This window comes from Flavobacterium defluvii (assembly GCF_900129555.1).
Lineage (GTDB): Bacteria > Bacteroidota > Bacteroidia > Flavobacteriales > Flavobacteriaceae > Flavobacterium > Flavobacterium defluvii.
This window is the reverse complement of record NZ_FQWC01000005.1, coordinates 100860-113020: the sequence shown is the minus strand read 5'-3', so window position 1 is coordinate 113020 and position 12161 is coordinate 100860. Positions and strand designations below refer to the sequence as shown.

The 12161-nt window shown below is 35.1% G+C and carries 12 protein-coding genes; all 12 read left to right on the top strand.

The features are described 5' to 3' along the window. The first annotated feature begins 36 nt into the window (after positions 1 to 36). From BUC29_RS12550 to BUC29_RS12495, 12 genes are read left to right on the top strand one after another with little or no spacing between them, the layout of a single operon-like run. Positions 37 to 963, top strand: coding sequence for a hypothetical protein (locus BUC29_RS12550; protein ID WP_139260508.1), 927 nt, complete (start codon positions 37 to 39; stop codon positions 961 to 963). 11 nt (positions 964 to 974) lie between these two features. Next, positions 975 to 1985 carry an alpha-mannosyltransferase gene (locus BUC29_RS12545; protein ID WP_073416523.1) on the top strand — a complete coding sequence of 337 codons (1011 nt, stop codon included), beginning with the start codon at positions 975 to 977 and terminating at the stop codon, positions 1983 to 1985. Next, a complete protein-coding gene (locus tag BUC29_RS12540) occupies positions 1982 to 2953 on the top strand; it encodes a hypothetical protein (protein ID WP_073416522.1) in 972 nt (323 codons plus the stop codon). The genes BUC29_RS12545 and BUC29_RS12540 overlap by 4 nt, the downstream gene beginning before the upstream one ends. A 28-nt stretch (positions 2954 to 2981) precedes the next feature. Next, entirely contained in the window at positions 2982 to 3824 is an 843-nt protein-coding gene (locus tag BUC29_RS12535) for a glycosyltransferase family 32 protein (RefSeq protein WP_073416521.1), read from the top strand. Position 3825: 1 nt separating this feature from the next. Continuing rightward, complete coding sequence (locus tag BUC29_RS12530) at positions 3826 to 4908, top strand: glycosyltransferase family protein (protein ID WP_073416520.1); 1083 nt, start codon at positions 3826 to 3828, stop codon at positions 4906 to 4908. Continuing rightward, positions 4905 to 6146, top strand: coding sequence for a glycosyltransferase family 4 protein (locus BUC29_RS12525; protein ID WP_073416519.1), 1242 nt, complete (start codon positions 4905 to 4907; stop codon positions 6144 to 6146). Before BUC29_RS12530 ends, BUC29_RS12525 begins: the two co-directional genes overlap by 4 nt. 10 nt (positions 6147 to 6156) lie before the next feature. Beyond that, positions 6157 to 7449 carry a hypothetical protein gene (locus BUC29_RS12520; RefSeq protein ID WP_073416518.1) on the top strand — a complete coding sequence of 431 codons (1293 nt, stop codon included), beginning with the start codon at positions 6157 to 6159 and terminating at the stop codon, positions 7447 to 7449. After that, entirely contained in the window at positions 7449 to 8615 is a 1167-nt protein-coding gene (locus BUC29_RS12515; RefSeq protein ID WP_073416517.1) for a glycosyltransferase family 4 protein, read from the top strand. Before BUC29_RS12520 ends, BUC29_RS12515 begins: the two co-directional genes overlap by 1 nt. Continuing rightward, positions 8612 to 9691, top strand: a complete 1080-nt coding sequence (locus tag BUC29_RS12510) for a glycosyltransferase (protein WP_073416516.1) — start codon at positions 8612 to 8614, stop codon at positions 9689 to 9691. The genes BUC29_RS12515 and BUC29_RS12510 overlap by 4 nt, the downstream gene beginning before the upstream one ends. Before the next feature lie 6 nt (positions 9692 to 9697). Further along, a complete protein-coding gene (locus BUC29_RS12505) occupies positions 9698 to 10237 on the top strand; it encodes an LbetaH domain-containing protein (RefSeq protein WP_073416515.1) in 540 nt (179 codons plus the stop codon). Next, positions 10230 to 11048, top strand: coding sequence for a glycosyltransferase family 2 protein (locus BUC29_RS12500; protein ID WP_084538642.1), 819 nt, complete (start codon positions 10230 to 10232; stop codon positions 11046 to 11048). The genes BUC29_RS12505 and BUC29_RS12500 overlap by 8 nt, the downstream gene beginning before the upstream one ends. A gap of 6 nt (positions 11049 to 11054) precedes the next feature. Beyond that, the gene (locus tag BUC29_RS12495; protein WP_073416514.1) at positions 11055 to 12014 is read left to right on the top strand and encodes a UDP-glucuronic acid decarboxylase family protein; all 960 of its coding nucleotides are present in this window, start codon (positions 11055 to 11057) and stop codon (positions 12012 to 12014) included. Positions 12015 to 12161: the final 147 nt, after the last annotated feature.

Below are 12161 nucleotides of genomic sequence, written 5' to 3'. Positions count from 1 at the left end.
AAAACCACGGGCTATGTTAAAAAAATAGAATCAAACATGAATAAATTACCAGGTCAGGGAGGTCTTACCAAAAAAATAACCGTTGCTAAAGGAAATGTAAACCGCAGGAAGTTTGCAAAAAAAGCAGCAACAGATTTATCTCATTTGATATCGCAAGTCAGTAAAAGAAAGACTATCGAAATGGAAGTAGCCAGTTTCTCTTCCTGCAATGATTTTCACGAACAGCTTTTATCTGTTTTATCTTTTATTCGCTATGTAGGAAGGCCTATAAAATGGACCATTTATTCAGATGGATCACATAATGAGGAACAAATAGAACAACTGGAAAACAGTTTTGATTTTGTTAAAGTAGAAAAAGGACTCGACTGGACAAAAATCCAATCTTTAAAAGGTTTATGTAAAGAAGAATTAGAACCGTACGAAAATTATTTAATGGATTACGCCAAAAAATTTCCGCTGGGCAAAAAACTCTTTTATTATTTAAATCATACAATAGAAAAACCAACATTGTTCATCGATTCAGATATTTTATTTTATGAACACGCCAATGTTTTAAAATTAATCTTAACAGAAAAACCTGCTGCAAACGGCTGGTATATGCCGGATGTAAGCTGGGGATGTCTCGACAGCCGATATAAGGCCGCAAATACAGAACAAATTTATCAGGTAAACTCGGGTTTTATTTTTGCCAATACAGCTTTCGAACATATAAAAGAATCCCTCGAATTTTTTAAAACCTACAATTTCATTTACGAATATTTTAGTGAGCAGACGGTTTATCATCATTTGCTAAAAAACAATTCCTATATGCCTTTAACCCCAAAAACCTTCATTTTAGACTTAGGTGATCAATTTGATTTCTCTTATTTACTGAGCCCAAAACAAATGGCCGTAAGACATTATACAGGCCCGGTTCGTCATAAAATGTGGCAGCGAAATTATAAATGGCATTTAGGCTTATAAAAATTAATTAGATGAAAAAAGGAATTGTTTTAGTGGCCAATTTAAAAAGCCAGTGGTACAGCGAAAACTTAATTTATTCAATTAGAAAAAGCGGCTGTCTGCTGCCTATTCGGTTAATTCATTTTGGAGGAGAAAAAATCAATTCTCCCTATATTTTAAAAGAAGTTGAATTTTTAACCATCGAGGATTTTCCTGAAGAAGCCGTAAATTTTATTCAGAAGCTGAGAAGCGTTTTAACAGAATGTCCGATGGGATTTTTATACCGATTCCTGGCTTTCTTTTCAGATTGGGATGAATTTATTTATACTGATAATGATATTGTAGCCTTAATGAACTGGGAACGTTTGTTTGAGTTTGCCGAGGATTATGATTTAGTTCATGCCGATACAGAATACACAACCTGCGGAATCCACAATTATATGCAGCCCGAAAAAGTAAAAGAAATTTTTGGAAGCGAAAGTTTAAATTCTGCTATTACAGCCGGACATATTTTGGTCAAGAAAAGCCAAAAACTGATTGATGATATGAACGCTGCTGTAGAATGGTTCAAACAAAATCCTGAAATTCCCCAAAAACACGATCAATCCTTATTGCATATAGCTTCTTTAATTGGAAACTGGAAATTACTCAATTTATGCAAGCCGCCATTTAACTGGCTAAGTTCATGGTCTGGCGATTATATAAATACTTTAGACTTAATTCATGCCGTTCAGGGCGGATATAAACAAATTACAGAATCGTATCAATCGTGGTATGCGCAATTATCAGAAGAATCCAAAAAGGAAATCGATAAACAATCTTCATCGTTGGCTTTAGACGTTCCAATCAGTCATTTGCATTATTCAGGAAGGGGCCGGTTGGGAGCAGAATCTATAGACGATTTAATGTATTCCAGCCAAAGCGATAAAGAACGTATGATGAGTTTGTATAAAGTGCAAAGCTCTGATTTATTTTATATTACCTATATCAGGAATCAATCAAAACGAGTTAAAAGAAGACTTAAACGCATATTAAATTTATGAATGCAGCAGTTTGCACTATTTTCGAAGGGCATTACCATTTTGGGGTAGCAGCACTTTCTAATTCACTCTATCAAAACGGATTTACCGGCAATATTTATGTTGGTTACCGGGGTTCTCTGCCAAAGTGGATTTTAAAAGGCGAAAAGCAAACAATTGGAAAGTGGAAAGAAGCCATAATTTTAACTCCTGTTCCGGAAATAAAACTGATTTTTCTGCCAATTGTAACCAATTATAATATGGCAAATTACAAACCCGATTTTATGCTGGAATTATGGGAAGGTCCTGCAAAAGAGGCAGATGCAATGTTTTATTTTGATCCGGATATTGTCGTAAACGATTCATGGGCTTGTTATGAACAATGGGTACATTATGGCGCAGCACTCTGCGAAGATATAAATTCGCCTTTGCAGGAATTTCATCCGCGCAGGCAGGGCTGGAAAACCTATTACAAACATTTTAATATCGATTTACATTTTAAAAACCCAACATATGTTAACGCCGGGTTTTTGGGACTTCTTAAAAAAAACATTTCATTTTTAAATCTATGGGTTCAGATGCAGGAACTTATGGGGCCGGCAATTGGCGGTTTAGAAAATTCTATATTTTTAAATCAGTCTTACAATTCAACAGTTTTAAAAAGAGAAGGATTTCAGATTTTTGATAAACCCGACCAGGACGCGCTTAATGCCGCAATTGAAGTTTATGATGGACCTGTGAGCTACATTGGCAAAGAAGGAATGGGATTTTCTAAAGGAAACTCAACAATGTCTCACGGAATGGGAAGTCCCAAACCATGGAAAGCGCATCATTTAGTAAGAGCAATTGCCGGAAAAATTCCAAGAAACTCAGATGTTATTTATTGGAAATACTGCAGTTATCCTATACCCGCACATTCTAAATGGGAAATTAACAGAAAAATTATAGGCATCAAATTAGCCAAAGTTATTGGCAGATTTTATAAAGTGTAACTTTTTTTAAACGGATAAAATAAAAATTATGATTCCCAAAACAATTCATATTTGCTGGTTTAGCGGAGAAGAATATACTCCGTTTATAAAAGAATGTATGGCTACATGGAAAGTTCATCTGCCTGATTTTAAAATACGAATATGGAATAAAGATAGTTTTGATTTTGATTCGGTTCCTTTTGTAAAAGAAGCCTTTGAAGCAAAAAAATGGGCTTTTGCGGCTGATTATATCCGTTTATACGCCTTATACACAGAAGGCGGCTTGTATCTCGATTCTGATGTAAAAATTTTAAAACCTTTTAAAGAAAGATGGTTTGAATATGATTTTTTCAGCGCTCACGAAATACATCCCGGATTGTTTGAAAACGCCGGGGGAATGAAACAGTTAAACTCATCGTATCTTCCTGTAAACGGAGAAAGTATTACAGGTTTTGCCGTTCAGGGCGCCATTTTTGCTTCGGTGCCAAATCATCCTTATGTAAAAGATTGTTTAGATCAATATACAGATCTGCAGTTGTTTGGAGATGACGGAACAATGAATTTAAAAAAGGTAATAATAGGTTCTGTTATAACTCCCGTTGCCGAAAAATATGGCTACACGTATCAAAATAAAGAGCAGATTCTAAAAGAAAACATGCTCATCCTGCCGGCAAATATATTGGTTGGAAATTCTATTTATTTAGACAGACATTCATACGCCATCCATTTAATAAACGGAAGCTGGAGAGGAAAAAAAGGCATTGAGAAATTCCTGCATTTAGTCAGGAACCACTACCCAAGATTATTTCCCGTTGTCAATTTTATTGACAAAAGTTTCAAGAAAACCTACCGTACATCAAAATATTTGAAAACCATTATAACAAAAAACTAAAATGGAAATACTTTTCATTTGCGGTTCTGCCGAAATTGGCAATGATGGTGTAGGCGATTACACTCGTCGTTTATGCGGAAAGCTTATAAAATCGGGACATGATGCCCAGATTTTGTCTTTATGTGATCATCAGGCGGTTTCTTTTACAAGCGAAAGTCAGGTCGTAGAAGAAACTTCCGTAATCGTACATCGAATTCCAATTGCGACACCAAATCAGCAAAGACTAATCTGGCTGCAAAGTATTTTAAGAGATTTTGAACCCGATTGGATTTCGCTGCAATATGTTCCATATAGTTTCAACCCAAAAGGATTACCATTTTGGCTTCCATCTTATTTAAAAAAAATCAGAGGAAATCATAAATGGCATATTATGTTTCACGAATTATGGCTTGGTATTGACAGCGAATCTTCAATTAAACATAAATGTATTGGAAAACTGCAGCAGGTAATCGCCAAAAAAATAGTTCAAAATACCAAAACACATTCGATAAATACTCAAAACAAACTGTATCAGTTCTTTCTTGAGTCTCAAAATATCAAAGCTGAAATATTACCTATTTGCGGCAATATTCCTTTAACTGCAGAAAAAAAAGAGCCGCTGGAATTTGCTCAGTTTGTTTTGTTTGGAACCATTCATAACGGCGCTCCGTTTGAAGATTTTATTAAAGATTTGAAAAATATTTCAGATAAATTTGAAAAGCCTATAAAGTTTGTTTTTGTTGGAAAAAATGGACCTGAATTAATTAATTACACCACTATATTAGATAATTATAATATCGCTTATGAAATTCTGGGTGTACAATCAGAAAAAGTAATCTCGCAGGTTTTAAGAGACAGCGATTTTGGGATTTCGACAACACCTTATTTTCAAACAGAAAAAAGCGGCGTTTTTGCAGCTTACAAAGAACATCAAATCAATACTATTTGTGTTTCAAGAAACTGGACGCCAACAAAAGGGCAGTATGTAATTCCGCAGATTATTAAATACGAAAAAAATAAGCTGAATATCACCCCGCAAAATGTTGAGGTTTCTGATGTAAATGCAATAGCGGCCCAGTTTATCAGTTCAATTTCTGTATTATGAAATTATTGGTTTCTCATCCCACTTTAAATGCCAATTCAAAAAATCTGGTAACAGGTTTACTGAAAGATAATCAACTTTTTAAATTGTTTACTTCTATAGCCATATTTCCCGGGCAATTGTTATTTAAACTTGGCAGTTATCCAAAATTAAAAGATTTAAAAAGAAGAAATCTGGATAAAACATGGCAGCCTTATACAAGATCAAATTCTTTTTTTGAGTTTGGACGTCTGCTGACTTCAAAATTTAAACTGGATTTTTTAATTACTCACGAAAAAGGTTTTTTCTGCATCGACAAAGTCTATCAAAAACATGACAAATGGGTTGCCGATAATTTAGCCCAATTAAAAAAAGAAGGTCTTTTGGGAGTTTATGCTTATGAAGACGGAGCATTATCGACCTTTAAAGAAGCCAAGAAATTAGGCCTTTACTGCATTTACGATTTACCAATTGGATATTGGAAAACCGCGCGTTTATTAATGCAGAAAGAATTCGACTATAATCCAGATTGGTCAGAAACACTTATTGGTTTTAATGATTCATTTAAAAAACTAAATAAAAAAGACGAAGAATTAGCCTTAGCCGATGTCGTTTTTGCGGCAAGCAGTTTTACCAAAAAAACATTAGAAAATTATAGAGGAAACATACCCGAAATAAAAGTAATTCCGTACGGTTTTCCGCAAGTAACCAGAAAAAAAAACTACGAGCCTCTTATCGATCGAAAACTTAAAGTTTTATTTATTGGAGGTTTGTCGCAGCGAAAAGGAATTTCCTATTTATTCGAAGCAGTTGAAGAAATGCAGGACAAAATCGAATTGACCATTGTAGGTCATAAAGCTGTACCAAATTGCAAAGCATTAAATCAGGCTTTAGAAAAACACAAATGGATCCCGTCTTTATCCCACAACGAGGTTTTAGATTGTATGTACGAGCAAGACATATTTGTTTTTCCTTCACTTTTTGAAGGTTTTGGTTTGGTAATTACTGAGGCTATGTCGCAGGGAATTCCGGTAATTACAACAGATCGAACCGCCGGACCGGATTTAATAGAAAATGAAAAAGACGGCTGGATCGTTCCGGCCGGATCTTCAAAAGCAATAAAAGACATATTTATCAAAATATTCGAAAAACCGGAAATTCTGGAGCAGTTTGGGTTTGCCGCCCAAAATAAAGCTCAAACCAGACCTTGGTCTGTTTATGGACAAGAAATGTCTGATGCACTTGCTTCTTTAAAATTATAAAAAAAATAAAATGAACACAGTAAAAGAACAAGATTTGGAGCGCGCTTATAAATCTTTAAAAATAGCTATTTGGTTATATTTTTTACTTTGGGTTTTTGAAGGCGCTCTCCGCAAATGGATTCTGCCAGGTCTGGCTACGCCTTTATTAATAGTTCGTGACCCGATAGCAATTTTTATAATCATAAGAGCTTTTTATTTAAAAGTAAAATTTATAAACGGCTACGTAGTTTTGAGCGCTATTTTTACCTTATTAGGTTTAGCCATAACGCTTACTTTTGGTCACGGAAATCTGTTTGTAGGCCTTTACGGAGCCAGAATAATGCTTATTCATTTTCCTTTGATTTTTATAATCGGAGCTGTTTTTACAAAAGAAGATATTCTAAAAACCGGACGTGTAATGCTGGCGGTCAATATCTTGATGACTTTAATTATTTACCTTCAGTTTACAAGTCCGCAAACGGCGTATATAAATATTGGTTTAGGCGGAGAAGGAAGTGCAGGATTTGATGGCGCCATGGGATATTTTCGTCCGTCGGGAACATTTTCCTTTACAACAGGATTATCTGCCTTTTACATTTTAGCTTCAGTATTTGTATTTTATTTCTGGCTTTCAAAAGAGCGCTGTTCAAAGCTTTTATTGATTTCCAGCACAATTGCTTTATTAATTGCTTTGCCTTTAACGGTGAGCCGAACTGCAGTTTTAGGCGTTTTCTTAGTTGGCTTTTTTGCCTTTGCAGGTTCGGCAACCAGTATAAAATCTATAATAAGATTAATTTCTACAGTAGTTGTAATTCTAATTTTATTTACTGTTTTACAAAAAACTACGTCCATTTTTAATCTCGGAACTCAGGTTTTTATGAGCCGTGTTGATACCGCAAAAGGGCAGGAAGGAGGTTCTATCGTGATGAGAACCATAAACGGATTTACAGAACCTGTTACAACCTTATTAAATGCGCCATTGTTTGAAGGAAACCTTGGAATGGGAACCAATGCCGGAGCACAAATGTTAACAGGACAAAGAAAATTTCTGGTTTCAGAGGGCGAATTAAATCGTGTTGGCGGCGAGCAGGGACTTATTTTAGGCGGAGGTCTTATTGTTTTGAGATTAGTTTTGGCATTTGGTGTTTTTTTCAGTTCTATAAAACTGCCGGGAAATTATAAACTGCTTCCGTTAACTTTTTGCGGAACAGCTTTGTTTTTAATAACCCAAGGACAATGGGCACAACCAAGTATGCTGGGCTGCGCGGTAATTGCAACAGGTTTATTAATCGCTGGTTTAAATATCAAATTGAATACAGAATAATGAAAATTGTGCTTTTTACGCATCCTTCATTTTTGGGTCATCAAAGTATGCCGCGCTATGCCAATATGCTCCTGAACGGAATGAAAGAAAGAGGACATGAAGTAGTGGTCTGGACTCCAAAAGCCAGATTTTACAAAATACCTTCAATACCGTCTTTTAAAAAATGGCTGGGATATATCGATCAGTATTTTGTATTTCCATTAGAAGTAAAACTAAAATTGCGCAATTCATCAAAAGATACACTTTTTGTCTTTGCAGATCAGGCGCTTGGACCGTGGGTCCCTTTGGTAAAAAACAGAAAACATGTCGTGCACTGCCATGATTTTTTGGCCTTAAAATCGGCATTGGGAATGGTGCCTGAAAACCCTGCATCGTTTACCGGAAAGTTATATCAATCCTATATTCAAAGAGGTTTTTCTTCGGGAAAAAATTTCATTTCAATTTCAAAAAAAACCCGGCATGATTTACACAAACTGCATTTGGGCGAAATTGCAAATTCTGCAGTATGTTACAACGGATTAAGCCGTCCGTTTTTTTCTCTGCCAAGACAATCTTCAAGGGATTTGCTTGAAACAAAGCTAAATATCTTTTTGTCACAAGGTTATATTATGCACATTGGCGGGAACCAATATTATAAAAACCGACAAGGCGTGCTTGAAATTTATGAAACATGGAGAAGTGTATACAACACCAAAATTCCTTTGATTTTAATTGGCGAAAAACCTACTGAAGAATTAAATCTTTTGTATAAAAAATCACCTTATAAAGAAGATATTCATTTTGTAACAAATCTATCAGACGAACATGTTAATAATGCCTATTCCGGAGCAATATGCTTATTGTTTCCATCTTTAGACGAAGGTTTTGGCTGGCCGATAATTGAGGCTATGGCTTCTGGATGTCCGGTTATCACGACTAATAAAGCGCCAATGAATGAAGTAGGCGGAATGGCCGCTTTTTATATTGACAAAAAACCAACAAACGCTGAACATTGGCAGCAATGGAAAGAAGATGGCGCAAAGACAATAGAAAAAGTTTTGAAATTAAACCGGTTTCAGCATACAGAAACCATTGAAAGATCCTTTAATCAGTCGCAAAAATTTACTGCCGAATATTCTTTGAATGCTATCGAAATCATTTACAAAGAAATTAATCAAGTTGTATGAAAGTAATTCATTTTATAGCGGGGATTGATAAGGGCGGAGGCGGAACTACTGAATATATGAGATTATTGAGCACGGCCTTAAAGAAACATATGGAAATAGTTGTGGCAACAAAAAAAACTTCTAATCCTATTGATATTGAAGGTGTTCGGGTTAAATTTTTTCAAACCAGTACTTTAAGATGGTTTTCAATGCTAAAAGAATTTCGGGAATTTCTGCTTGAAGAAAAACCAGATATTGTTCATATAAATGGCATTTGGAGTCCGCAAAACTGGGGCTTCCAAAAAATAGCACAGGAATTAGGAATCAAAGTTATTATATCGCCGCACGGTATGCTTGAACCCTGGATATTGTCCCGAAATTACTGGAAAAAAAGATTAGGAATGTTTTTTTATCAAAATAAAGCTATTCAAAAAGCTGAATTTTTGCATACAACTGCCGAAATGGAAGCTTTAAATATTCAATATTTAGGTTATAAAACACCAATTCATATCATCCCAAACGGAATTGATTTGAATGATATAAAAGGAATTAAAGAGAATTACGGAACAAAAAAAATAGTTTTTCTGTCAAGAATTCATCCCAAAAAAGGAATCGAGTTACTGCTGGAAGCCTGGCGGAATTGCAATACAAACGGATGGAATCTGGAAATTGCCGGAAATGGAAATGACTGCTACATAGCAGGTTTGAGCAAAAGTGCTCAGGATTTAAAAAACGTAAATTTTGTTGGGGCAAAATACGGTAAAGAAAAATGGGATTTTTTGCGATCTGCCGATGTTATGATTCTCCCAACTCACAGCGAGAATTTCGGAATTGTAATTGCCGAGGCTTTGGCATTAGGAGTTCCGGTTATAACAACGCAGGGTACACCATGGGAAGATCTGGAAATTCACGAATGCGGATGGTGGATTAGTTTATCGGTTTCAAATCTTGAAAAAATTATTTCAGAAGTAATTCAGACTTCTGCTGCCGAATTGGAAACGATGGGAAGAAACGGAAGAAAACTCGTGGCAGAAAAATATGAAATCAGAGCTGTTGCGAATGAAATGAACGATTTGTATAAAAAAATACTTAATTAATCTATTTTGGATTTATCTACTTACAGTCATTCTTTTAGTTTAAAAAACAAAATTTCCAGACTTATCTGGAATTTTGTAAGACTCATTTTGTTCCGGCCATTTGCTTCCCGATTATTAAAAAAATGGAGAGTTTTGGTGCTAAAATGTTTTGGTGCAAAAATAGACTGGTCAACGCATGTCTATGCATCAGTAAAAATATGGGCTCCGTGGAATTTAGAAATTGGAAAAAATTCCAGTTTAGGACCTAAAGTTGATTGTTATAATCAGGGAAAAATAAGTATTGGCGATAATACCATTATTTCGCAAAAAACCTATTTGTGCGCCTCAACCCACGATTATACTCAAAAAGATTTTCCTTTAATATTAAAACCCATCACAATTGGAAACGGAGTCTGGATTGCAGCCGATGCTTTTATTGCGCCAGGAGTTTCTGTAGAAAATCATTCGGTTATTGCGGCGCGTTCTGTGGTTATTAAAGATGTTGAGGAAAATGCTATTGTAGGAGGAAATCCTTCGAAACTAATAAAATTTAGAAGCTTTGAATAAAATTCCAATTTCCGTAATCGTTTCTGTCAAAAACGAAGCTCAAAATTTACCCTTTTGTCTGGATAAATTAAAACGATTTTCTCAAGTAATTGTGGTTGATTCAGGAAGTACTGATGATACTATAATTATTGCTAAAGCTATGGGCGCTGAAGTATTGCAATTTCATTGGAATGGAAAATTTCCTAAAAAACGCAATTGGACGCTGCAAAACGCAAATCTTCTTAACGAATGGATTTTGTTTCTCGATGCTGACGAATTTGTGAGCGATGAATTTGTATCTGAAATAGAACATAAAATTCAGGATCCTGCTTACAACGGTTTTACCATTAGATTTGAAAATTATTTTATGGGAAGAAAACTTAAATATGGATATGGTTTTCAAAAATCGGCATTGTTTAAAAAATCCAAAGGCGCTTATGAAAAAATCGAAGAAGATTTATGGAGTCATTTGGATATGGAAGTACATGAACATCCTATTATAGAAGGTAAAGTTGGTGTTATCAAAACCAAAGTCGTTCACAAAGATTTTAAAAACTTAGAACATTATATAGATAAACATAACGCTTATTCAACTTGGGAAGCACAAAGATATTTACAGCTTAAAAAATCTAAAAACACGCTTTTATCCTTAAATCAAAAAATAAAATACGGATTGCTGAATACGGGTTTACTCCCGGTGGTTTATTTTTTTGGAGCTTACTTTTTAAAACTTGGTTTTTTAGACGGAAAAGAAGGATTTTATCTGGCACGTTTTAAGTCGCATTACTTTTTTCAGATTCAGACAAAAATTGATTTAATCAAAAATAAATAGGACAAGATGAAAAGAATATTGATAACAGGCGGAGCCGGATTTGTAGGTTCGCATTTGTGCAAAAGATTGCTCAATGAAGGCAATGAAGTAATTTGTCTTGATAATTATTTTACGGGAGCTAAATCGAACATTATTGATTTACTAGATCATCCTCATTTTGAAATGGTTCGTCACGATATTACAGAACCATATTATGCTGAGGTAGACGAGATTTACAATTTGGCCTGTCCGGCGTCTCCGGTGCATTATCAGTACAATCCAATAAAAACAATAAAAACCTCTGTGCTTGGAGCTATCAATGTACTCGGATTGGCAAAAAGAGTTAAGGCAAAAGTTTTGCAGGCTAGTACAAGTGAAGTTTACGGTGATCCGCTTGTGCATCCGCAAACCGAAAGTTATTGGGGACACGTTAACCCAATTGGTATTCGTTCTTGTTATGATGAAGGAAAACGCTGCGCCGAAACTTTGTTTATGGATTATCACAATCAGAACAAAGTTGCCATAAAAATCATCAGGATTTTTAATACGTACGGCCCAAACATGAATCCGTCAGACGGGAGAGTGGTTTCTAATTTTATTGTTCAGGCTTTGCAGGGAAAAGATATTACCATTTTTGGAGACGGTTTACAAACGCGTTCTTTTCAGTATGTTGATGATTTGGTAGAAGGCATGATTAGAATGATGAATTCAGAACGTGGTTTTTTAGGTCCGGTTAACCTGGGAAATCCAAATGAGTTTACAATGCTCGAACTGGCACAGGCTATTATCGAATTGACCGATTCTAAATCTAAAATTATTCATCTTGGTCTTCCACAGGACGATCCTAAACAAAGACAGCCGGATATTTCTTTGGCTAAAAATAAACTAAACGGCTGGGAGCCTAAAATACAATTACGCGAAGGTTTAGTTTCTACAATTAATTATTTCGACAAATTATTAGTAAGTCAAAAAGTGGCTTCTTTTTAAAACCTTATCAATCTGCTTATTTCTTTTTTTCTCAATTACCTTATTAAGGAAATAAACTATAAAAATTTCAACTTAAAACTTTGAATTTTAGGAGTTTTAACGACAATTGTGGTGGTTCGTCGAGAAGTTTTTCTAGTAGAAATCTTT

Coding starts and splice junctions, on each gene's coding strand:
- BUC29_RS12540 (WP_073416522.1), top strand. CDS start 1,982: ATGAATGCAGCAGTTTGCACTATTTTCGAAGGGCATTACCATTTTGGG.
- BUC29_RS12510 (WP_073416516.1), top strand. CDS start 8,612: ATGAAAGTAATTCATTTTATAGCGGGGATTGATAAGGGCGGAGGCGGA.
- BUC29_RS12520 (WP_073416518.1), top strand. CDS start 6,157: ATGAACACAGTAAAAGAACAAGATTTGGAGCGCGCTTATAAATCTTTA.
- BUC29_RS12550 (WP_139260508.1), top strand. CDS start 37: ATGAATAAATTACCAGGTCAGGGAGGTCTTACCAAAAAAATAACCGTT.
- BUC29_RS12515 (WP_073416517.1), top strand. CDS start 7,449: ATGAAAATTGTGCTTTTTACGCATCCTTCATTTTTGGGTCATCAAAGT.
- BUC29_RS12530 (WP_073416520.1), top strand. CDS start 3,826: ATGGAAATACTTTTCATTTGCGGTTCTGCCGAAATTGGCAATGATGGT.
- BUC29_RS12525 (WP_073416519.1), top strand. CDS start 4,905: ATGAAATTATTGGTTTCTCATCCCACTTTAAATGCCAATTCAAAAAAT.
- BUC29_RS12545 (WP_073416523.1), top strand. CDS start 975: ATGAAAAAAGGAATTGTTTTAGTGGCCAATTTAAAAAGCCAGTGGTAC.
- BUC29_RS12495 (WP_073416514.1), top strand. CDS start 11,055: ATGAAAAGAATATTGATAACAGGCGGAGCCGGATTTGTAGGTTCGCAT.
- BUC29_RS12535 (WP_073416521.1), top strand. CDS start 2,982: ATGATTCCCAAAACAATTCATATTTGCTGGTTTAGCGGAGAAGAATAT.